The sequence below is a fragment of the Streptomyces mesophilus genome (genome assembly GCF_040300965.1).
Taxonomy (GTDB): domain Bacteria; phylum Actinomycetota; class Actinomycetes; order Streptomycetales; family Streptomycetaceae; genus Streptomyces; species Streptomyces mesophilus_A.
This window is the reverse complement of the sequence record NZ_JBEPEW010000029.1, coordinates 1-21,989: the sequence shown is the minus strand read 5'-3', so window position 1 is coordinate 21,989 and position 21,989 is coordinate 1. Positions and strand designations below refer to the sequence as shown.

General features: G+C 70.1%; 19 protein-coding genes. 6 read left to right on the top strand and 13 right to left on the bottom strand.

All coding sequences use genetic code 11. The annotated features are described in order from the left end of the window. Positions 1-38: 38 nt before the first annotated feature. From ABT367_RS13555 to ABT367_RS13535, 5 genes are all read right to left on the bottom strand, one after another. A complete protein-coding gene (locus ABT367_RS13555) occupies positions 39-1,682 on the bottom strand; it encodes an alkaline phosphatase D family protein (RefSeq protein WP_352252794.1) in 1,644 nt (547 codons plus the stop codon). A 127-nt stretch (positions 1,683-1,809) separates the two neighbouring features. Then, a complete protein-coding gene (locus tag ABT367_RS13550) occupies positions 1,810-2,679 on the bottom strand; it encodes a carbohydrate ABC transporter permease (RefSeq protein WP_352252792.1) in 870 nt (289 codons plus the stop codon). Continuing rightward, positions 2,676-3,647 carry an ABC transporter permease gene (locus ABT367_RS13545; protein WP_352252789.1) on the bottom strand — a complete coding sequence of 324 codons (972 nt, stop codon included), beginning with the start codon at positions 3,645-3,647 and terminating at the stop codon, positions 2,676-2,678. Before ABT367_RS13545 ends, ABT367_RS13550 begins: the two co-directional genes overlap by 4 nt. Positions 3,648-3,675: 28 nt before the next feature. Next, entirely contained in the window at positions 3,676-5,277 is a 1,602-nt protein-coding gene (locus ABT367_RS13540) for an FAD-dependent oxidoreductase (protein ID WP_352252787.1), read from the bottom strand. A 57-nt stretch (positions 5,278-5,334) separates the two neighbouring features. Further along, complete coding sequence (locus ABT367_RS13535; RefSeq protein WP_352252784.1) at positions 5,335-6,393, bottom strand: LacI family DNA-binding transcriptional regulator; 1,059 nt, start codon at positions 6,391-6,393, stop codon at positions 5,335-5,337. Between the two features lie 255 nt (positions 6,394-6,648). On the opposite strand from ABT367_RS13535, the gene ABT367_RS13530 reads away from it, so the two are divergent. From ABT367_RS13530 to bglX, 3 genes are all read left to right on the top strand, one after another. Beyond that, positions 6,649-8,268, top strand: coding sequence for an extracellular solute-binding protein (locus ABT367_RS13530; RefSeq protein ID WP_352252781.1), 1,620 nt, complete (start codon positions 6,649-6,651; stop codon positions 8,266-8,268). Positions 8,269-8,341: 73 nt separating this feature from the next. Then, on the top strand, positions 8,342-9,163 hold the full coding sequence (locus tag ABT367_RS13525) for a glycoside hydrolase family 16 protein (protein WP_352252779.1): 822 nt from the start codon (positions 8,342-8,344) through the stop codon (positions 9,161-9,163). A 93-nt stretch (positions 9,164-9,256) separates the two neighbouring features. Next, a complete protein-coding gene (bglX, locus tag ABT367_RS13520) occupies positions 9,257-11,428 on the top strand; it encodes a beta-glucosidase BglX (protein ID WP_352252777.1) in 2,172 nt (723 codons plus the stop codon). A gap of 8 nt (positions 11,429-11,436) precedes the next feature. Here the strand turns inward: bglX and ABT367_RS13515 are convergent, their stop codons facing one another. From ABT367_RS13515 to ABT367_RS13490, 6 genes are all read right to left on the bottom strand, one after another. Then, the gene (locus ABT367_RS13515; RefSeq protein WP_352252775.1) at positions 11,437-11,649 is read right to left on the bottom strand and encodes a hypothetical protein; all 213 of its coding nucleotides are present in this window, start codon (positions 11,647-11,649) and stop codon (positions 11,437-11,439) included. Between the two features lie 86 nt (positions 11,650-11,735). After that, entirely contained in the window at positions 11,736-13,334 is a 1,599-nt protein-coding gene (locus tag ABT367_RS13510) for an acyl-CoA carboxylase subunit beta (RefSeq protein WP_434975458.1), read from the bottom strand. A gap of 15 nt (positions 13,335-13,349) precedes the next feature. Further along, positions 13,350-13,754, bottom strand: a complete 405-nt coding sequence (locus ABT367_RS13505; RefSeq protein WP_352252773.1) for a nuclear transport factor 2 family protein — start codon at positions 13,752-13,754, stop codon at positions 13,350-13,352. 31 nt (positions 13,755-13,785) lie between these two features. After that, complete coding sequence (locus tag ABT367_RS13500) at positions 13,786-14,727, bottom strand: aldo/keto reductase (RefSeq protein ID WP_352252771.1); 942 nt, start codon at positions 14,725-14,727, stop codon at positions 13,786-13,788. A gap of 126 nt (positions 14,728-14,853) precedes the next feature. Continuing rightward, positions 14,854-15,900 carry a type III polyketide synthase gene (locus tag ABT367_RS13495; RefSeq protein ID WP_352252769.1) on the bottom strand — a complete coding sequence of 349 codons (1,047 nt, stop codon included), beginning with the start codon at positions 15,898-15,900 and terminating at the stop codon, positions 14,854-14,856. 231 nt (positions 15,901-16,131) lie between these two features. Continuing rightward, positions 16,132-16,656: a MarR family winged helix-turn-helix transcriptional regulator gene (locus ABT367_RS13490; protein WP_352252870.1), complete on the bottom strand. Its 525-nt coding sequence runs from the start codon at positions 16,654-16,656 to the stop codon at positions 16,132-16,134. A 64-nt stretch (positions 16,657-16,720) separates the two neighbouring features. On the opposite strand from ABT367_RS13490, the gene ABT367_RS13485 reads away from it, so the two are divergent. Continuing rightward, positions 16,721-17,680 carry an EamA family transporter gene (locus tag ABT367_RS13485; RefSeq protein WP_352252767.1) on the top strand — a complete coding sequence of 320 codons (960 nt, stop codon included), beginning with the start codon at positions 16,721-16,723 and terminating at the stop codon, positions 17,678-17,680. Here ABT367_RS13485 and ABT367_RS13480 read toward each other — a convergent pair. Then, on the bottom strand, positions 17,574-18,149 hold the full coding sequence (locus ABT367_RS13480; RefSeq protein WP_352252764.1) for a helix-turn-helix domain-containing protein: 576 nt from the start codon (positions 18,147-18,149) through the stop codon (positions 17,574-17,576). The genes ABT367_RS13485 and ABT367_RS13480 overlap by 107 nt on opposite strands. Positions 18,150-18,315: 166 nt before the next feature. Here ABT367_RS13480 and ABT367_RS13475 point away from each other — a divergent pair, with 166 nt between their 5' ends. Together ABT367_RS13475 and ABT367_RS13470 are read left to right on the top strand one after the other, a co-directional pair. After that, positions 18,316-19,440 carry an aryl-sulfate sulfotransferase gene (locus tag ABT367_RS13475; RefSeq protein ID WP_352252761.1) on the top strand — a complete coding sequence of 375 codons (1,125 nt, stop codon included), beginning with the start codon at positions 18,316-18,318 and terminating at the stop codon, positions 19,438-19,440. Continuing rightward, a complete protein-coding gene (locus tag ABT367_RS13470) occupies positions 19,437-20,858 on the top strand; it encodes a uracil-xanthine permease family protein (protein ID WP_352252760.1) in 1,422 nt (473 codons plus the stop codon). The genes ABT367_RS13475 and ABT367_RS13470 overlap by 4 nt, the downstream gene beginning before the upstream one ends. Here the strand turns inward: ABT367_RS13470 and ABT367_RS13465 are convergent. Continuing rightward, on the bottom strand, positions 20,849-21,989 hold a 1,141-nt coding region (locus ABT367_RS13465), incomplete at its 5' end, for a potassium channel family protein (RefSeq protein ID WP_352252758.1). The genes ABT367_RS13470 and ABT367_RS13465 overlap by 10 nt on opposite strands.

Below are 21,989 nucleotides of genomic sequence, written 5' to 3'. Positions count from 1 at the left end.
CGGCTCAGTGGCGCGAGGCCGAGCGCCCCAGAGCGGGATCAGAACTGGTCGTCGTCGACCTCGTAACGCCGGCCCGTCAGCCGCATCGGCTTCGGCGGCGCCGCGGACGACGCGAGCTCGACGCCGGGCCGGCCCGCCTCGACGACGAACTCCGCGCCCGTCGACACCGACGTGCCCTCGGGCCGCCACACGGTGTCCACCAGGCGCAGCGAGGCCAGCATGCGCTCGGGTGTCACCTCGCAGAGCACGTACGCGCGCCGGTTGTCGATGTACTTCCAGTGCGGGCTCTCGGCCATGATCGGGTCGTATGTCGCATGGAAGGGCACCGGGTCGCTGTCTCCGCCGGACGAGATGGACGAGCCGGTGATCTCGGCGCCGACGACGGGGGAGACCGGGTCGTCGAAGTCGGGCTTGAGATCGCATACCCAGGTGGCGTGCCGGTCTCCGGTGAGGATGACGGGATTCTGGGTGCGGCCCGAGCCGAAGAACTCCAGGAGCCGGCGGCGCTGCGCCCGGTAGCCGTCCCAGTTGTCGAAGTCGAAGACCTGCTCCGGGCCGGCCTTGCGGTCGTTCTGCGCCCACATCAGCTGGTTGGCGAGGAGGTTCCAGCGGGCGCCCGAGCGCTCCATGCCCCGCACCAGCCAGCGCTCCTGTTCGATGCCCGTCATGGTGCGCGTCGGATCGTAGGACTCGGCCAGCGTGGCGATCTGGTCGCTGCGGTACTGGCGCGTGTCGAGGACGTGCACCGAGGCCAACTGCCCGTACGAGAAAGAGCGATACAGCTGCATGTCGAGGCCCCGGGGCATCGAGGAACGCCGCAGCGGCATGTGCTCCCAGTACGCCTTGAGCGCGGCGATCCGCCGGGCGCGGAACGCCTCGGGGGTCTGCTTGTCGGGATCCTGGGGGATCTCGTCGGCCCAGTTGTTGTCTATCTCGTGGTCGTCGAGCGTGACGATCCACGGTGCGTGGGCGTGCGCCGCCTGCAGGTCCGGGTCCGTACGGTACTGGGCGTGCCGGTTGCGGTAGTCGGCGAGGCTGTAGGGCTCGTCGGTGCCCTCGTGGCGGCGGACCGTGGTGTCTCTGGGCACCGACTCGTAGATGTAGTCGCCGAGGAAGGCGATGAAGTCGACGTCCTCCTGCGCGGCGTGCTGCCAGGCGGTGAAGTAGCCGTCCTGCCAGTTCTGGCAGCTGGCGAACAGGAAACGCAGGTTTGTCACCCGCGCGCCGTGCGCGGGCGAGGTGCGGGTACGGCCGGCCGGCGAGAGCTCGTTGCCCACGCGGAAGCGGTAGTAGTACTCGCGGTCCGGGCGCAGGCCGCGGACCTCCGCGTGGACGCTGTGGGCGTGCTCGGGACGCGCGAGCTCCACACCGGACTTCACGATCCGGCCGAAGCGCGGGGAGTCGGAGATCTGCCAGAGCACGGGTACGTTGCGCTGCGGCATGCCGCCCCCGGCCAGCGGCTGCGGGGCGAGCCGTGTCCACAGGACGACACCGTCGGGGAGCGGATCGCCGGAGGCGACGCCGAGGGTGAACAGGCCGGGAGGCAAGGAGCCTGCGCTGCCGCTGAGTTCGGCTGCCGCGGCCGTGGGCGCGCCGAGCAGCGTGGGGACGCCGAACGCCAGGGCTGCGAGGCCTCCCTGGGCAAGTACGGTACGCCGGGCCGGAGTTGAGTCAGGGTTCACGGGTTCTCCTGGGTGAGCCGAGAAGTTGAGAACCCTGTTGACCTTGAGGTGAGAAGGAGCGTGTGGGGTCACAGGCAGGCCAACGCCGCGCAAGAGTTGGTTGAAATCACCGTGTGCGGCGTGACGGCTAGCCTTTGACCGCCCCGATCATGATCCCCTTCGCGAAGTGCTTCTGCAGGAACGGGTAGACGCACAGGATCGGCAGGATGCTGACCACCAGCATGGCCATCTGCAGGGACTGCTGCGGCAGTGCGGCCCCGGTGTCGCCGGTGCCGATCGTGGCGTTGTTGACCACGTACGTGCGCAGGACGAGGGACAGCGGGTACTTCTCGTTGTCGGTGATGTAGAGCAGGGCCGAGAAGAAGCTGTTCCAGTAGGCCACCGCGTAGAAGAGGCCGATCACCGCCATGATCGCCTTCGAGAGCGGCATCACGATCCGTGTCAGGACGGTCAGTTCGCCGGCGCCGTCGATCTTCGCCGAGTCGAGGAGTTCCTGGGGCAGGTCGAGGAAGAACGCCCGCATGACGATCACGTTGAAGGCGTTGATCAGGGTCGGCAGGATCAGCGACCAGTAACTGTCCAGCAGGCCCAGCTGCTTGACCGTCAGGTACATCGGGATGATGCCGGGCGTGAAGAGCAGGCTGAACAGGAGCAGCATCAGGATCGGCTTGCTGCCGTAACTGCCGGGCCGGGACAGCCCGTACGCCAGAAGTGTCGTACAGGCCAGGGACAAGGTGGTGCCGACCACCGTGATGCCGACCGAGACGGCCACGGCCCGGGTCACCACGCCCCCGGAGAACAGCGCCTTGTACGCCTCCAGGCTGGGGTTCTCCGGCCACAGCACGTACCCGCCGGCCGCCGTGACCTGCTGCTGGTCCGCGAGGCTCGTGGAGATGACCGCGAGGAAGGGGAGGATCACGAGCAGGCAGCAGACGGTGAGTACGAACCCCTTGGCCGTCCGTACCGGCACACCGGCCGGTGTCACTGAGGCGCTCATTTCTGGTAGACCCCCCGTTCGCCGAAGAGATGGGCGACTTTGTTGGCGCCGAGTACGAGGATGACGCCGATCACGCCCTTGACCAGGCCGGCGGCGGCCGATCCGCCCCAGACGCCGGCGCCGACCGCGTTGTTGAATACGTAGGTGTCGAGGACTTCCGAGGCGCCCGGGCCCACCGCCTGCTGCTGCAGGATGATCTGCTCGAAGCCGACGCTGAGCACGTCGCCGAGCCGCAGGATGGCGAGCAGGATCACCACCGAGCGGATGCCGGGCAGCGTCACATGCCACAGCTGGCGCAGCCGCGAGGCGCCGTCGACCGCCGCCGCCTCGTACAGGGCCGGGTCGATACGGGACATCGCCGCCAGGAAGAGGATCGTGCTCCAGCCGGTGTCCTTCCAGATCACCTGGGCGACGATCAGCTCCTTGAACATCGACGGGTTGCCGATGATGCTGACGCTGCCGAGGTCGTGGTCCTGAAGGAAGCTGTTCAGCATCCCCGCGTTGCCCAGCATGTGCTGGAAGATCGCCACCACGATCACCCAGGACATGAAGTGCGGCAGGTAGAGCACCGACTGGACGAGGCGCTTGATGCGCTCCGAGACAAGGGAGTTGAGGAGCAGCGCCACCGCGATCGGCAGCGGGAAGACGAATACCAGCTGCAGCAGCGAGATGACCAGGGTGTTGCTGAGCGCGTTGAGGAAGACCACGTCACCGCTGAAGATGGCCTGGAAGTTGTCCAGACCGACCCAGGGCGAGTCGGCTATGCCGATGTACGGCTGGTAGTCCTTGAACGCGATGACATGGCCGAGCAGCGGTGCGTAGTGGAACAACAGGATCACGCCGAGGCCGGGCAGGGCGAACGCCAGGAGCAGCCGGTCCCGGCGCAGCCGCCCGCGTCGGCGGCTCTTCGGTGGCGCCGCGGCCTCGACGGCCTCCTGTGCGGCGACCGGTTTGTCGAGCACAATCATCTCGTCCTGCCTCACATCCGGTCAGTCGTCAGTTGTATTTCTTCTGGGTACGGACCTCGCGCGGCCAGCTGAGCTCGATGCCGAGGTCGGTGAGGAGCTTCTGGTACTCGTCGAGCTTCACCGGGTCGGCATGCACCTGACGGGGCGCCGAGCCGGTCTCCAGGCAGTACGCGGCCAGCGCGCCCGCGGCTTCGCCGATGTTCCACTCGACGGGGTGCAGCCGGTAGCAGCCGTTGGTGATGTGGGTGGTGCCGATGTTCTTCGCCGCGGGCAGCAGGTTCTCCACCCGCACCGGAAGCAGCGCGCCGAGCGGGATCTGGAACGGCCAGCTCTCCACGTCGATGTACTGGCGCGGCCCGGCGACTGAGCCGGTCGAGGGGTGCAGATCGATGCGGTAGCTGCCGATGCCGACGGAGTCACGGAATTCCTCCGCACCTTCCAGTTCGCCGCGGGCGGCCACCCCGACATGCTGTTCGGTCACGGTGAACTCGGCCCGGATACGGCGGGATTCGCGCAGATACGGGTACTTGGCGAGGCCGTCCGCCGTGTCCACCACGTCAGGGCGAAGGCGCAGCCCTGGGTAGCCTGTGCCGCCGTCGTGGGTGGGGGCCTCGGTCTGCATCCAGTACAGGAAGGACAGGCTGAGCTGCTTGGCCGCGTCCAGGTGCCGCTCGCGTTCCGCCGCGTCGACGCCGATCACCGGGCCCAGCCAGTAGTCCACCTGCTGCCAGTTCACCAGCGTGATGTCCCGGGAGGCGTCCCCCTCCACCAGGTGCGGACCGTGCAGGATGCGGCGGAAGCGCCACAGGTCGAAATCCCTGTCCGGTTCGAAGACGTTCTTCTCGTACCGGAAGAGCTTCTCGGGCGACACCTGTGACCAGCTGAGCAGCGGCGCGGGCCAGAAATCCGGCGCGTAGTCGCGCCAGAAGCCGTACATCCGCGGCCGGTCGATGGTGTGGTTCTCGCCGGGCCGGTGGTCCAGGGCGAAGCAGTACGTGAAGGACTGCTGGTCGAGCGGCTGCGCCGGACCGTCGAGCGCATGCGGCTCGCCGGTGTCGGCGCGGCTCTCCGAGCCCGTCACATGCTCCACGCCGGCCAGCTCCAGGAGCTCTCCGTCCTCGGTCGCGTCGAGGATGTACGGGGCGGAGGCGGTGAGTTCGCGGCCGGTGCCGGTGTCCAGGAGCCGTACGGATGTGACCCGGTCGCCCTCCGTTTCGGCGGCGACCGGCCGGTGCTGGAGCAGAACCTGAAGCCGCCCCGATGAGCGATGCGGCGCGAGGAGTTCGTCGATCGCCGCCACGGCGACCCGGGGCTCGTGGCAGAGCCGGCTGACCACGCCCTGGCCGGGATTGAGGTACTCGGTGGCACGCGCCGACTCCGTCAGCGGGTAGGCGCGCCGGTAGTACGAGCGGATCGTGTCACGGAGCCGGCGGTAGGTGGCTGTGCACCCGAACTGCTCGATCCACGGGTGCTCGTCCGGGGGCACCGCCTGCGAGGTCAGCTGGCCGCCGAGCCAGTCGGTCTCCTCGGTGAGGACGACCTGCCGGCCCATGCGCACGGCGGCAAGCGCGGCGGCGACGCCGCCGAGTCCGCCGCCGATGACCAGGACATCGCAGTTCAACTCCTGCATGAAGGCTCCTTGTTGGGGGCGACCGAGAGAGGGGGCGCGGGGGATGGGCAGCGGGCTTCAGGCGCGGGGCGCGGCCAGCGTGCCGCCGTCGTGGAGGCCGCAGTCGAGGACGGTGCGGCGCGGTGATCGGTCCGAGGGGTTCTTGAGGATGTCCGCGAGCAGCCGTACCGCCGCGGCGCCCATCTCCCGGCCGGGCGTCACCACGGTGGTGACATCGCGGGCCGTCGGGGCGAGGGAGAACTCACTGAGCGCCGCCACGGACAGATCGCCCGGCACGGACAGGCCGAGTTGCTCCGCCGCGGCGCAGGCGTCGTCGGCCCGGTCGCAGTCGTCCGCGATGAGGCAGGTGTAGCCCTGCTCGACGAGACGGGGGACCAGTTCGGTCACCGCGCCGGAGTGGGGTGTGACGAACACGTCCGCGGCGTCGAGCCGGCCCGCGAGCTGCTCGCGCGCGGCGGCGAAGCCCGCGTCGCGGTCCACGATCGACTCATGGGCCGAGCCGCCGTGCAGCCGCGCGATCCGGCGGTGGCCGAGCCCGCTGATCCGTTCCACGAGACCGCGGGTGGCACCGCTGTAGTCGGCCGCCGCGTACGAGGCCTCGGCGCCGGGCAGTTCGCGGCGGCCGATGAAGACCGCGGGGAAGCCCTCGCGGAGCAACGCGGTCAACTCCTCGCGGTTCTCGGCCTGTCCGACGATGACCGCGCCGTCGGCGTGCTGCAGGGTGTTGATCCCGTTCTTGTAGATCGCCCTGCGCCGGCCGTCCACATGCGAGCCGGTGAAGAGCAGCAGATGGCAGTCGAGCTCCTCCACCGCCTCCTCCACCCCCATCAGGAACGGGTGGTAGAAGCTCATCGCGTCCATCGGGAACAGCGCCTCGTAGGTGAACACCCCGATGATGTCGCTGCGGCCGCCGGCCAGGTTCCGTGCGGCGACGTTGGGCACATAGCCGAGCTGCCGGATCGCCTGCTCGACCCGGGCCGCGGTGCGGTCGCCCACCCGGACGCCCCCGCCCGAACGGCCGTTGACGACCGCGGAGACCACGGCGGGCGACACCTTCGCCAGCCGGGCCACGTCCGCCTGCGTCGGTCGCTTGCGGGGAGGCTCCGTGCCATTCATGTAGCGGGATCCAATCTGATTACGCGCATTATCAGTTGAGGCCGCACACGCTAGCCAGAGGTTGCTGACGGGTCAACACATCTCTCAACAGGCATTTGTTTTACGAGGTGTTGACAGCCTGGAAACCCAGTCCTAGGGTCCGTCGCCAACTGGTGATGCGCTTTATCACGGTGGATTCAAGGGTGCGCCGGCCGTGTTGGAGCCGGGCGCACACCGTCCTGGAGGGGAGACCCGCACGTGAACAAGGACCGACTCGTGAGCCGCCGTGGACTGCTGCGCGGCGCAGGCGCGTTGTCACTCGCGGCCGCCGCGGCGCCGCTCGTCACGGCGTGCGGCGGCGGCGCCGACGGCACGGACACCGCTGCCGCCAACGCCAAGCTGAAGCTGCCGACGTACGTCCCGTTCACCGGGGTCGACCCGGACCTGCCGGCAGGGGAGAACCTGCTGCCCGGCTTCTACGGCTATCCGTCCGACCTGGTCCGCGCCGCGTCAGGCAAGCCCGCCGAGGGGGCGGGGAAGGTCAGCATCCTGGTCAACACCTTCACGCCGGTGCCGCCGGGCGCCGGCAGCAACCGCTACTGGCAGCAGCTGAACGAACGGGTCGGCGCGGAGCTGGCGTTCAACATCGTCCCGGACGCCGACTACGGCACCAAGCTGACCACGACGCTGGCCGGCGGGGACCTGCCCGACCTGGTGATGCTCCAGTCCTGGACCCCGAACCTGCCCGCCGTGCTCAAGGCCAAGTTCGCCGACCTCACCCCGTATCTCTCGGGCGACGCGGTCAAGGAGTACCCGTTCCTGGCGAACATCCCGGAGTTCTCCTGGCGGCCGATGATCGCCAACGGCGGGATCTACGGTCTGCCCACGCCACGGGCGAGCATCGGCAACATCATGTTCACCCGTGACGACCTGATCTCCGAACGTTCCCTCAACCCGCAGCCGGCGAGCTTCGCGGAGTTCCTGGAACTGTGCGAGGGCCTGACCGACGCCAAGGCGGGACGCTGGGCGCTCGGCGACACGGGTGTCGCGGGCGGCGGCGCCCTCATGTTCGCGCTCGCGATGGCCGGTGCCCCCAACGGCTGGGGGGTCAAGGGCGGCAAGTTCACCAACGCCGTCGAGACCGATGCGTATCCCGAGGCGCTCGACGCGGTCGCCGGCATGGTCAAGAAGAAGCTCTTCCACCCCGACGCGTTCAGCGCCACCTTCCAGCAGGGCCGCGACTGGTTCGGCACCGGGAAGATCGCCCTGAAGATCGACGGCTATGCGGCCTGGGACATCCTGCGCACCACGTACCAGGGCATCGACGTGGGCGCCATGACCGCCCCTGCGTTCGACGGCGGCGGCCGGGGACGGCATTTCACCGGCCCCGGCAGCTTCGCGGTCACCGGCGTCAAGAAGGGTGACGAGAAGCGGATCAAGCAACTTCTCGCCATAGCCAACTGGATGGCGGCGCCGTTCGGCACCGAGGAGCACCTGTTCCGCAAGTTCGGCGCGTCCGGCACCGACTACACGATGAAGGACGGACTGCCGACGCCGACCGAGCGGGGCGGCACCGATGTCAAGATCCCCATGCAGTACCTCGTGGACAGCCCACCGGTCATCGGTCCGGGCGGCAAGGACGTGGTCGACAAGCAGTACGCCTTCCACCGCAAGGCCGCGCCGCTGCTCGTCGAGGACCCCACCGTCGGTCTGTACTCGGCCACGCAGGCAGCCAAGGGCCAGGCCCTGTCGAAGATCCTCAGCGGTGCGGTGAGCGAGATCGTCCGCGGCAACAAACCCGTGTCCGACTGGTCCTCGGTCGTGCGCAGCTGGCGTCAGTCCGGCGGCGACAAGGTGCGCAAGGAGTACGAGACGGTCTACGCCCAGCTGCGCTGAGCGCCCTGACCGCCTTCGCGAGTGGCCCTCTGTACGTGAACCCGCTTCACCCGCCCACCAAGAGGAGAGTCCGATGCGCAAGAGAACGGCGAGGCTGCTGACCGCGGCCCTTCTGCTGGCCGCCGTGGCGATACCCGCCGAGGCCGGAGCCACGACCAACGCGGCACCTGCCGCCGAACAGGCCGCCCCCAACTGGCAGTTCATCTGGGGCGACACCTTCGACGGGACCCTCGACACCCAGAAATGGGGTGCCATCGAGGGCGCCACCGGCCCCGGCACCGACCAGGCCTACGCCACCTTCGACGCCACCACCGCGAGCAGCAACCTGATCCTCAAGACGGAGAAGCGACAGTACGGCACCAAGGCCTACACCTCCGGCAAGGTCATGACGAAGGGCCGGTTCTCCTTCACATACGGGAAGATCGAAGTGGTCGCGAAGGTGCCACCGATGGGCAAGGGCATCTGGCCCGCGCTCTGGTTGCAGGGCGACGCGACCTACAACTGGCCCGGCCCCGGCGGCAACGAGATCGACTTCGCCGAGATGTGGAACACCCCGTACGAGGTGAAGCACGCCCTGCACTACGCCGACACCCCCAACGGCACGGACCTCGGGGCCAACCAGGGCTGCAAGCATGTGAGTTCCGTCGACCTGTCCGCCGGCTACCACACGTACAGCGCCGTCTGGGAGCCCGGACCGAAGATCACCTTCTATGTGGACGGGCGGCAGACCTGCCAGATGGCCCCGCAGGGCGACTACTTCAACACTCCGATGCACATCATCATGAACACCGGCGTGGGCGCCTCCTGGATCGGTCACCCGGACGAGAGTGTGACCTTCCCGCAGGAGTTCAAGATCGACTCGGTGCGCGTCTACCAGGACGCGAACCTCGGCTGAGCAACTCCCGGCTCTCCCGCCTCCCTCAGCGCCTGACGGCCGGGGGAGGCGGGCTCCGCATGTCAACTCCCGCCGTGAAAGGACGCGTTGCCCATGCCGTACGAGGACAGGATCCGGGAACTGCTCGGCCGGATGACGGTCGAGGAGAAGTTCGGCCAGCTCCAGCAGCTCGCCTGGGCCTGGGACACAGGACCGGGCGCGGGCGCCGCCACCGAGGACGCGGAGGCAGCGGCCCGCAAGGGCCTGCTCGGCTCGGTCCTCAACGTCTTCGGCGCCGCGAGCAGCAACGCCCTGCAACGCATCGCCGTCGAGGAGTCACGCCTCGGCATCCCGCTGGTCTTCGGCCTCGACGTCATCCACGGCTACTGGACCACCTTCCCGATCCCGCTCGCGCAGGCCGCCGCCTTCGACCCGGCGGTCGCCGAGACGGACGGCGCCGTCTCGGCGCGCGAGGCCCGCTCCAACGGCGTCCACTGGGCGTTCGCGCCCATGGTGGACGTCACCCGCGAGCCGCGCTGGGGCCGGGTGGCCGAGGGCTCCGGCGAGGATCCGTATCTGGCGGCCCGTTACGCGGCGGCCAAGGTCCGCGGCTTCCAGGGCGACGATCTGGCATCCGCTGACCAAGTGGCGGCGTGCGCCAAGCACTTCGCCGCATACGGAGGTGCGGAGGGCGGCCGCGACTACAACACCGTCGACGTGTCGGAGCAGCGCCTGCGCAACCTCTACCTGCCCCCGTTCAAGGCGGCCGTCGACGCCGGAGCGGCGACCTTCATGGCCGCGTTCAACACCGTCAGCGGCATCCCCGCCCACGGCAACACCCATCTGCTCACCGACGTCCTCAAGAAGGAATGGGGCTTCGACGGTGTGGTGGTGAGCGACTGGGCGGGCGTGGCCGAGATGGTCGTACACGGCTACGCGGCCGACTCGGCGGAGGCGGGGCGACTCGCGCTCGGTTCCGGTATCGACATGGAGATGGTCAGCACCAGCATCGCCGACCATGGACGGGAGTTGCTCCGCAGCGGCCGGCTCGCACCCGAACGCCTCGACGACGCAGTAGCGCGCGTCCTGCGGCTGAAGTTCCGCCTCGGTCTCTTCGAGAGGCCGTACGCGCCCGAGGACGCGGCCTTGTCCGCGCCGACCGAGGCCACCCGCGCGGCGGCCAGGGAGGCGGCCGCGCGGTGCATGGTGCTGCTCAAGAACGAGCACGCCGCGCTTCCGCTGGACCCGGGGGCTCGTACGATCGCGGTGGTCGGTCCGTTCGCCGACTCGGGTGATCTCCTTGGCACTTGGGTCATCCCGGACACGCGGCAGCGCTTCCCGGCGGTCACGGTCGTCGAGGGCCTGAAGTCCGCGCTCCCGCACACGAGCATCCTGTATGCCCAGGGGGTGCCTGCCGAGGGCGGCTCGCGCGCCGGTATCCCCGAGGCGGTCGCGGCCGCCCGGGCCGCCGACGCGGTGGTCGTCGTGGCCGGCGAACCGCCGGCGATCAGCGGTGAGGCGGCGACACGGGCGGATCTGGGCCTGCCCGGCGACCAGGAGGAGCTGATCGCCGCCGTCGCCGCGACGGGCAAGCCGTTCACCGTGGTCCTGGTGGCCGGGCGGCCGCTGACGATCGGCGGCTGGCTCGAATCGGCCGCGGCCGTCGTCATGGCGTGGCACCCCGGCATCGAGGCCGGCCATGCCGTCGCCGACGTCCTGACCGGAGCGGTCGGCCCCGGCGGCAAGCTCCCGGTCACCTTCCCGCGCTCCGCGGGCCAGATCCCGATCTACTACAACCGCGAAACCACCGGGCGCCCGTACGACCCGTCGCGGCCGGACGAGAAGTACGTGTCGAAGTACCTGGACCTGCCCGACGGCCCCCAGTTCCCCTTCGGATTCGGCCTGGGCTACACCGACTTCACCACCTCGGACCCCCGGCTCAGCCGGTCCGCGATCGACGCGGCCGCTCTGAGGGAGGGCGCCGTGGTCGAGGTCACGACCACGCTGACGAACACGGGGGGCAGGCCGGGCGACGAGGTCGTCCAGCTGTACGTGCACGACCGGGCCGCCTCGATCGTCCAGCCCGTCCGGCGCCTGCGCGGCTTCGAGCGCGTACGTCTGGCGCCTGGTGAGAGCACCGAGGTGCGCTTCCATCTGACGGCGGAGGACCTGGGCTTCTGGACCGGGGACCCGACGGGGGTCTTCGTGGTGGAGCCGGGCGCGGTCGATGTCTATGTGGGGACGAGTTCGGTCACGCGGAGCAGGTGCACCCTCGACGTCACCTGAGGACTTGATCAGTCGGCCGCCGGCGGGCTGGTCCACGACGTCGGCGGCTGGTACGCCGTCGTGCCGGGGAGCAGACGGGGGCCGGCAGGTGGGGCGGTGGTGGTGGCGAGGTGCTGGCAGAGGGCTCGGATGACGGCCTCGCGGTCCTCGGCCGTGCAGGTGGGGGTGAGGATGGTCAGCTCCTTGCGCAGATGCGCGCCGAGCATGTTGATGCTCGTCATCTTCGGCTCCTCGGGCTGGCGTACGCCGGGCCTGGCAGGGCGCGGGCATACGGCGGTCACAGCGGGCTGTGACCGGCATATGAGGGTCACAGCGGGCTGATGCTGTGCTTTCGATGGCTGAGCTGCGCACGCTTGGTGTGCAGGGCGGCCAAGGACTCGGCCAGGACCCGGCGGGTGTCACGGGGATCGATGATGTCGTCGACATAGCCGAGTTCGGCCGTGTGCAGCGGATGCATCAGGCGGTCGCGGTACTCCTGGGCGTACCGGGCATGGGCCTCCTCGGCGTCGTCGGCCGCCGCGATGTCGTGCCGGAAGACGATCTCCGCCGCGGCTTCCGGGCCCATGACCGCCACCTCGTTGGTGGGCCAGGCGAGCGAGAGATCGCTGCCGATCGCCGGGGAGTCCATGACGATGTACGCGCCGCCGTACGCCTTGCGGACGATGACCTGGATACGGGGCACGGTGGCCGCACAGTAGGCGTGCAGGAGCTTGGCGCCGTGCCGGATGATGCCGCCGGACTCCTGGTCGGTCCCGGGCAGGAAGCCGGGAACGTCGACCAGCGTGACCAGAGGAATGTTGAAGGCGTCGCACAGCCGGACGAAGCGGGCCGCCTTCTCCGAGGCGTGGATGTCCAGGACGCCGGCGAGGTGGGCGGGCTGATTGGCCACGATCCCCACGGTCTGGCCGCCGATCTGGGCGAGGCCGCACAGGATGTTGCGGGCCCAGGTCTCGTGCACCTGCATGAAGTTGGCCTCGTCGACGACCTCCTCGATGACCTGGAGCATGTCGTAGCAGCGGTTGCCGTCGGTGGGGACCAGGTCGGTCAGGACGTCGTTGCGGCGGTCCACGGGGTCCTGGCAGAAGTACTCGGGCGCGGCCGAGCGGTTGTTGTGCGGAATGAAGGAGATCAGCCTGCGGACCTCCTCCAGGCAGCTCTCCTCGTCGTCGTGCACGAACTGCGCGAGACCGGAGACGGAGCCGTGCAGATCCGCGCCGCCGAGGTCCTCCATCGTGACGTCCTCACCGGTGACCGCCTTGACGACGGCGGGGCCGGTCAGGAACATCTGGCCGATGCCCCGGACCATGAACACGGCGTCGGTCAGGGCGGGGGAGTAGGCGGCGCCGCCGGCGCACGGCCCCAGGATGACGCTGATCTGGGGGATGACCCCGGAGCTGCGGACGTTGCGCAGGAAGATTCCGCCGTACCCGTTGAGCGCTGACACCCCCTCCTGAATGCGGGCGCCCGCCCCGTCGTTGAGGCTGATCAGCGGCGCGCCCGACGCCTCGGCGAGGTCCATCACACGGTGGATCTTGGCGGCGTGCGTGGCGCCGAGCGAGCCGCCCATCACGCGGAAATCGTGGGCGTACACGTAGACGGTGCGGCCGTGGATGGTGCCCCAGCCCGTCACCACCCCGTCGGAGTGCGGCCGGTGGTTCTCCAGGCCGAAGCCCGTGGCCTGGTGCCGGCGAAGCCCCTGAAGCTCCCTGAACGACCCCTTGTCCATGAGGAGTTCGAGCCGCTCGTGGACCGTGAGCTTGCCCCGCTGATGCTGACGCTCGACCGCCGCGTCGCCTCCTGTCATCCGTACGGAGTCCTTGAGTGCGTCGAGTGCCTCACAGCGCGCCTCGAGGGACGGGGCCATCAGGTCGTCCGGCAGCTCGGCCGTTTCGGTGCTCTCGGTCATCTCGTGTTTCCTCTCTCACGCCCTGCTGGGGGCGACCTGGACGAGGGAGGCGAGCAGGTTCGGGGTGTAGATGTTCTCCCAGTGCTCGGTGACCCTGCCGTCCTCGAAGCGCCATACGCCGCAGAAGGCCTGGGCGAAGGGAATGTCACCGAAACGCCCTTCGAGCGTCCCGAGCACCGTGCCGAACTGGTCATTGGCGGTGATGTCCTGGACGTTCATGACCAGGGTGTCGCCGGTGGCGCCGAGGAGATCGCGCTCCCACTGGACGACCGCTTCCCGGCCCACCTGGTCACCGACAGTGGGGTCGACGGCCCGGGTGGCCGGATGCAGCACCACGTCGTCGTGCACGAACTCCCCGATCCTGGACAGGTCTTCGTACAGCTCGCGCAGCTTGAGGGCGTTCGGGTGCGTGCTGGTCATCGGTACTGCCTTTCCACAGGGATGCCAAGGCTCAGGCGACAGCCGGTTCCGGCCGCCAGACGGGGACTTCGGCCGCGTCGACGGCGGCCGTGATGGCCTCCATGTCCGAGGCGCTGAAGTGCAGTCCGGTCGCCTTCATGTTGAGTTCCAGGTGGCTGACCGAGGTGGTGCCGGGGATGAGCAGCGTGGCCGGTGAGTGGTGGAGCAGCCAGGCCAGGGCCAGCTGCGCGGGCGTGGCGCCGTACTGCTCGGCGATCGGCCGCAGCGGACTGTCGGGGCCCACCAGGCCGCCGTGGCCCAGCGGGAACCACGGGATGAAGGCCACGTTGTGCTGCTCCGCGTGCCGTACGACGTCCTCGCCGGCGCGGTCGACGATGTTGTACAGGTTCTCGACCGCGGTGATCTCCGCGTGGGCGTTCGCGTGGGCGAGGTCGTCGAGGGTGACCCCGGGCTGTCCGGAAAGACCGATGTGGCGGATCTTGCCTTCCTGCTGCAACCGGACCAGCTCACCGAACTGGTCGGCGAGCGGCACGGTGGGGTCGATGCTGTGCAGCTGGTACAGGTCGATCCGCTCGACACCCAGGTTGAACAGGCTCAATTCGACTTGCTGGCGCAGGTATTCGGGGCGGCCGCACGGGGTGATGTACGGGGCGCCCTTGTCCTCGAGCCAGTCGTCGCGCCCCGAGCGCAGCAGCCCGCCCTTGGTCGAGATGACCAGGTCATCCGGGTAGGGGTGCAGTGCCTTGCGGATGATGCGCTCGTTGTCGCCGGGTCCGTACGAGTCGGCGGTGTCGATGAAGGTGACGCCGAGCTCCACGGCCCGGCGCAGCACGGCGACCGCCTGGTCGGGGTCTTCGGGCGGCCCCCACATGCCGTGGCCGGTCAGATGCATGGCCCCGTAGCCGAGACGGTTGACGGTCATGTCGCCGCCGATGGTCAACTGCTGCGGGTTGTACGGGGTGTTGGTGGACATGCTGATGTTCCTCTCGTCGAGATCGAGATCGAGGTTGAGGTCGGGGCCGGATCACGGCATGGGGTGCCGTGGCGCGAACGCCGCTTCGTGGGGTACGCGAGGGTGGGTACGTGAGGGGCGGGCGTATCAGCCCAGCCAGGTGCCGAGCGTGATCTCGGCGGTGATACCGGGGCCGAACCCGGCGATGAGGCCGCGGGCGCCCACCGGCACGCTCTCCGTGCCGTACAGGCGTCGTAGCGCGTCCAGTACGACGGCCGAGGCGATGTTGCCGTGCTGGGTGAGGGTGGCGCGGCTGCAGGCGAACATGTCCGGCGCGACCTTGAGGAAGCGGGACAGGTCGTCCAGGATGCGGGGACCGCCGGCGTGGATGACGTAGAAGTCGAGGGCCTCGGCGTTCCAGCCCTGCTCGGCGGCCACTTCCCGCAGGGACGGCGCCAGTTGCTCCATCGTGCCCGGTACGCGGCGGTCGAGCAGGAAGTGGAACCCGGTGGCCTTGACCGCGTAGGCGATCCAGTCCTCCGTATTCGGGACCAGACGGGAGCCGTTGCGCTCCAAGAGCACCCCGCGGTCGCCTTCGGAACGGACCACCGCCGCGGCGACGGCATCTCCGAACAGGCCGTTGCAGAGCAGGTTTCCCACGGTGATGTCATCGGGCTGGTAGCAGAGCGAGCAGAACTCGCAGGCCACGATGAGGGCGTTGGAGCCAGGGTGGGCGACACAGAAGTCGTGCGCCCGGTTGATGGCGGCCCCGCCGGCCGCGCAGCCCAGCTGCGCGATGGGCAGCTGCCGGGTGTCGGACCTGAACCCCAGGTTGTTGATCATCCATGCCGTCAGGGAGGGCATCGTGAACCCCGTGCACGATACGTAGATGAGTGCGTCGATCTGGTCGGCGGTGAGATCCGCCTGCCGCAGGGCCCGCTCGACGACGGCCGGTATCCGGGCCTTGGCCTCACGCTCGTAGACCTGGTTGCGTTCCTCGAAGCCGGGGTGCCGCAGGGTGGTCTCGATGGGCTGCACCAGGTGACGCGTCTGTACACCGGTGTTCGTGATGAGCTTCAGCGCCAAGGGGAGCTCGTCATGTTCGGCGTGGATGCGTTCGGCCAACTCGAGGGTCTCTTCGAGCGTGATGACGTGCTCGGGGACGTCTACGGCAGGGCAGCACAGGACAGGCATGTGAGTCCTTCCGGGAGTGTTTCCTGGAGTCCATCCGCGTGTACGACGGGCAGCGCGTACACCTCAGGCGGAAACGGGCCTGCCGGGACCAAGGGGCGCGACGCTCCGCGGCGCACCCGGTCCGTTCGGAGGCACTCCATAAGACTCAGGGATCTTCGTCCGGCTCGCCACTCCAGGAGGGAGGGGCGCTCCTCGGGTCGCGACGGGCGGCTGCGGCCGGTCGGACGGGTATCAAGCGGGGCCGGCGGGGGTGTCGAGCCGGGCCAGCCAGGCGGTCAGGAGCGTCTCCAGCTGAGCGGCCTCCTCGGGGGAGACGGCGTCCAGGAGGGCTCGTTCGTTGCGCATGTGGTCGGTGAAGGCGCGGTCGATCAGCTTGCGTCCTGCCGGCGTGAGCGCGACCACGCGGGCGCGGCCGTCCTCGGCCGACCGGCGCCGGGTGACCAGGCCGTTGCGTTCCAGGCGGTCGATGCGCTTGGTCATCGCGCCTGTGGTGACCATGGTGTGCGCGGCCAGTTCACCGGGTGCCCGCTCGTAGGGACGTCCGGCGCGCCGCAGCGCCGCCAGTACGTCGAACTCGCCTTCGCTCAGGCCGTACTTGTCGTAGACGAGGCACAACTGCCGGGTCAGCAGGGCGCCCAGGCGGTGCAGCCGGCCGATGACGGCCTGCGGGGTCACGTCCACGTCGGGGCGCTCGCGGGCCCACTCGGCCTGGATGCGGGCGACGTGGTCCAGGGGCTGGGTGCTGTCTTCCGTCATGAGCTGGGAGCCGTCTTCGGTCACGACAGGCACTATACCTTCCGTGGAAGCTATATTGCCTTCCATGGAAGGTATATGGCGGTGGTCGATGATCACGGCGGTGGCTCCGGTGGCATGGGGGACCACCTACTACGTCACGGGCGAGTTCCTGCCGCCGGACCGACCGCTCTACGGAGCGGCCATCCGGGCCCTGCCCGCCGGTCTGCTGCTGCTCGCCCTGAGCCGGACGCTGCCGAGCGGTTCCTGGTGGTGGAAGTCCCTGGTCCTCGGGGTCCTCAACATGGGCGGGTTCTTCGCCCTCGTATACGTGGCGGCGCAGCGGCTGCCGACCAGTGTGGCCTCGACCGTGATGGCCCTGGCCCCGCTGGTCATGGCCGTCCTCGCGTGGCCGCTCGTCGGCGAGAGGCCGCGGCCGCGGCAGCTGGCGGCCGCCGTCGCCGGTGCCGCCGGGGTGTGCCTCATGCTGCTCACCGCGAGCGGCTCGGCCGATCCCGTGGGCATCCTCGCCTCGGCGGGCGCCATGGCCATGTCCTCCTGCGGCTACCTCCTCGCCAAGCGGTGGAGCGAAGGGGCCGGCACCTTGGCGTCGACGTCCTGGCAACTCCTGGCCGGGGGCCTGGTGTTGCTCGTGGCCGCCGCAATCGTCGAGGGGAGCCCGCCGGCGCTCGACGCTCCTGCCGTGGCCGGGTTCGCCTATGTCGCGCTCGTCGGCACGGCGCTCGCCTTCGTGGCCTGGTTCAGCGGACTGCGCCGCCTGCCCGCGGCCACGGTCGGTCTCGTGGGCCTGCTCAACCCGGTCACCGGTGTCCTCCTGGGCGTCGTGGCCGCTCATGAGGGCCTGACCGGGCGGCAGCTGTTCGGCTTGGCGCTCACCCTGGCGAGCGTGGGGTTCGCCCGGCCCTCGGCCAAGGCGGACGTCAGGCCCGCGGGTCCCCCGTGGCCTCTATGTGGTCCGCGACCGCGACGAGCAGGACGCGCGTGCCGGGCGCCGTGGCCCGCCATCGGTGCCGGACGCCGCCGCTGAGGTAGAGGGTGTCGCCGCGCACCAGGCGGTAGCTGCGGTCCTCCGCCTCGACCTCGGCGGCGCCGTCCGCCACGTACATCAACTCGTCGTTGCGGTGCCGGAATTCACGCATCCCGTCGTGATCTCCCGTGAACTCCAGCGCGTGCAGCTGGTGATGGCCGCGCACCAGGGGCCGGACGCGTGCCTCGTCCGACGGGTCGAGCGCCGACGCTTCCTCCGCCCGTACGAGATCCACGGTGCGCGGTGGCTCCGCCGAGGCGAGCAGCTGCACCGCCGTGGTGCCGAGCGCGTCCGCGACCCGTTGCAACGAGCGCATGCTCGGGCGGGCCCGGTCGTTCTCGATCTGGCTGAGGAAGGGCGACGACAGCCCCGAGCGGGCCGCCACATCCGCGAGGGTCAGGTCAAGTGACCTGCGCCGCCTGCGGATTCCCGCGCCCACGCGTGGCCCGCCCTCGTCCTCGTCCGCCATGGCCGGCTCCCCTCCGCTGTGCCCTCTCCCCACCGCCGCCGGCCAGCCTACGCACCCGCGGAAGGAGGCTTCGTACGGCAGCAACACCGCAGACACAAACTCCCCCTAGCTTCTAAGACAGTTGATGCCATCAAAGAAACTTTGAACCATCGGAGGGGCAGCCACCATGCCGCGTGTCGACCAGAACTCCCGCCGCCGTCGAGGAACCGGCCTCATAGCGCTGGACGGGGAGGCCGCCTCGCCCGGCTACACACTCTTCGCCCCGCTCACCGGATCCGGCGAGGTCCACCTCGTCGACCTGCACGGCCGCGCCGTACACCAGTGGCGGCTGCCCTACCGTCCCGGCCGGCACGCGCGCATTTTGCCCGGCGGGAACCTGGCCTACAACGGAGTGCTGCCGGGCGAACCCGCGCGCTTCCCGATGTGGCACAAGTACCGAGGCGGTGTCATGCTCCAGGCCGCCCCGGACGGCACCGTGCTGCGCGAGCACCGCGACCCGCTGCAGCACCACGACGCCCACCACTTGGACGACGGCCGCATCCTCTACACCGGGCTCGAACCCCTCGTCGGCGCCGACGCGGCGGCGGTACGCGGCGGGGTGCCGGGCTCCGAGGCGGACGGCGGCATTGTATGGGCCGACACCATCAAGGAGGTCGACGCCGACGGCACCGAGCTCTGGTCGTGGCGCGCCGCCGAGCACCTCGACCGCGACGCGCACGCCCTGCACCCGGACTACGCCCGCGAGCACTGGCCCCTGATCAACTCCGTCGCGGAGCTGGCCGACGGGAACATCGTCGCCTCGCTGCGCAGCACCTCCGCCGTGATCGTGATCAGCCGCGCGACCGGCGAGGTCCTGTGGCGCACGGACCAGGGCACCGTCTCCCAGCAGCACCATCCGACCGAGCTGCCGGGCGGCAACCTCCTCGTCTTCGACAACGGCGTCTTCCGCCCCGGCTCGGACGTCCCGTACTCCCGTGTCATCGAGATCGAGCGGGGGAGCGGCAAGGTGGTGTGGGAGTACCACGACCCGGCCAAGGAGTCCTTCTTCGCGCCGTTCATGGGCGCCGCCCAGCGCCTGCCGAACGGCAACACCCTGATCACCGACTCCCCGGCGGGCCGCCTCTTCGAGGTCACCGCGGACGGCTATCTGTGCTGGGAGTACGTGGTCCCGCACTTCGCCGCGTACGAGGACTCCGCGGTCCGCTCGCTCTTCCCCTCCGAGCCCAACGCCGTGTTCCGCGCCTACCGTTACGCGGCCGAGGAGCTGCCGTGGCTGGAGGCCGGGGCATGACCGTGACGAGCGGCAAGGGCGGCTCCGTGGAGAGGTCCGGCAGCCCTGGGGAGAGCTCCGCGGGCGGCCCCGGCGGCAGTTCCGCGGGCAGCCCCGTCGACGAGCGCATCCCGCTGCGGCGCCTCGCCCCGCTGGCCGTGCAGCACGTCCTTGCGATGATCGCGGCGCCCATCTCCACGGTCTTCCTCACCGCAACGGCCCTGCACCTGACGCCCGCCCGCACCGCCTCGCTGCTCAGCACGGTGCTCGTGCTGTGCGGCCTCGGCGCGCTCCTGCAGTCCCTCGGGCGGTACGGATTCGGCGCCAGGCTGCCGTTCGTGATGCTGCCCGGCGGGGCGGCGGCCGCGCTGTTCCTGCAGATCGCGCAGGACCACGGAGCGGCGGTGGCCAGTGGATCCGTGCTCCTCGCCGGCGGTCTGCTGCTCGCCGTGCTCCCGCTCTACGCCCGTGTCGTACGGCTGTTCCCGCCGCTGGTCATGGGCGTGACCGTGCTGCTCATCGGTATCGCGATGGTGCGGGTGGCGGCGCAGTTGGTCACCGGCCAGGAAGGGCATCCGGGCCGCTCGGCCGTCGTCCTGGCGGCGATCACCATCGGGGCCACCTTCGCCGCCTTCGTCCTGCTGCGCGGAGTGTGGCGGCAGACGGCGGTGCTGCTCGGGATGGTGACCGGCACGCTGGTCGCGGCGGCGACCGGCCTCGGGGAGTTCACCCCCGCCGAGGGCGCCGGCTGGGCGCTGCCCAGCCCGTTCCCGTACGGAACACCGCAGTTCGACCTGCTCGCCGCGCTGCCGCTGCTGATCTTCAGCCTGACCACGCTGGCGGAGATCACCGGTCAGACGGTGCTCAACAGCGAGACCGTCGGCCGGGATCCGCGTCCGGCGCAGGACGTGCCGCGGGTGGCACGGGCGGATGCGGCGGTCTCCCTCCTCGGCGGGGTCTTCGGTACGTCGCTGATGGTCACCAGCTCCGAGAACGTCGGCCTCACCAAACTCACCGGCGTACGCAGCCGTTACGTGACCGCGGCCGCGGGCGTCCTGCTGCTCGCGGCCGGTCTGCTCGCCCCGCTGCCCCGTCTGCTCGCGGGCATTCCGGCGCCCGTGGTCGGCGGCTCGGGACTGGTCGTCTACGCGATGATCGCGGTCATGGGTGCGGACATGCTGCACCGGGCCGAACTCCGCGACAACGCGCAGGCCATGGTGGCCGCGCTCGCCCTCGCCATCGGTCTCGCACCCGTCGTCGCACCCGGCCTGTACGGAGCGTTCCCCGGCTGGGTGGGCACGGTGCTGGGGAGCGGTGTGGTGGCGGGAACGCTGACGGCCGTGCTGCTGCACGCGGTGCTGCGCCTGGCGGGGCGGGTATCACCGGAGCCGCGGCCTCGTACTCCTGATCGCGAGCCACGGTTGAGCTCTCACTCCTGACCGGGCGCCGCGGCCCCAGGCGTACGAGGTCCGGCCACGCGCCCCGACTCCCGCCGCTGCCCCAGGAGTTGAGCGAGCCCGCGCCGCGTCGCCGCCACCACCACGCGGTCCGCCGAGCTCAGCACATGGCCCGGATGCAGATCCCATACGAGACCGGGGGTGTGGCCCTGGCTGTACGGGGGCGGGCCGATCGAGAGGTCGGGGAGGCGCTGGGCGGGAGCAGAGGTGTCCAGGGCGACCACGCGCCAGGCGCCGGGGCGGAAGGCTTCCGCGACGGTGCGGTCCTGGAGCTCGGGGTGGTCGGCGACGTCGAGCGCGGCGAAGAGCAGCACCTTGCGTTCGACGGGGATCGCCCCCAGGATCCTGCGGCCCATCATCGCCGCGGCGAACGCGGGCGCGGCAAGCGTGGTGACGCTGCGGCTGCGGGTGTTGGCCCCGGGGTGCGCGGCGCGCAGGGTGCGGAAGACGGCCGTGGCGAACTCGTCGTCGTACAGGCGCAGGACGACGCCCAGGTCGGGCTTGACCGAGCGTGCGTACAGGGCCGCCTCGAGGTTGGTGGTGTCGACGCTGGTCAGCGCGAGCAGGGCGTGCGCGCGGTGGATCTTCGCCGCCTCCAGGACGCCCTCCTCGGTGACATCGCCCACGATCACCGGCACCCGCAGCCGGCGTGCGTGCGGGATGCCGCGGGCCTCCGGGTCCTCCTCGACGCAGACCACGGGGATGCCGAGTTCCCGCAGCCGGGTCAGCACCCGGGTGCCGATCTTGCCGAGGCCCAGCAGTACGAGATGGCCGGACAGACCGCGCGGCGGCCGGCGCAGGGCGGCGGCCGTACGGAAGGTGCCGAAGGCTTCGAGTGCCGCGGCGAGCAGTACGGGCAGCAGCAGCAACCCGGCCAGGGCGGCGAGTAGTTGGAGGATCTGCCGGCTGTGGGGTTCGTCCGTGGCGGGATCGTTGAGGGCGAACAGGTCGAGGAGCGTGAGATACGTGGCGTGCAGCGGGTGGTCGTCCCCGGTGAGCCAGGACGCGACCGCCAGGGCGAGGACCGCGGTCAGGAGCCCGGCGAGCGACCAGCGCAGCCGGCGCGAGAAGAGTTCCCGCAGCGGGGCGCTGCGGCCCGCGAGGCGCCCAGGG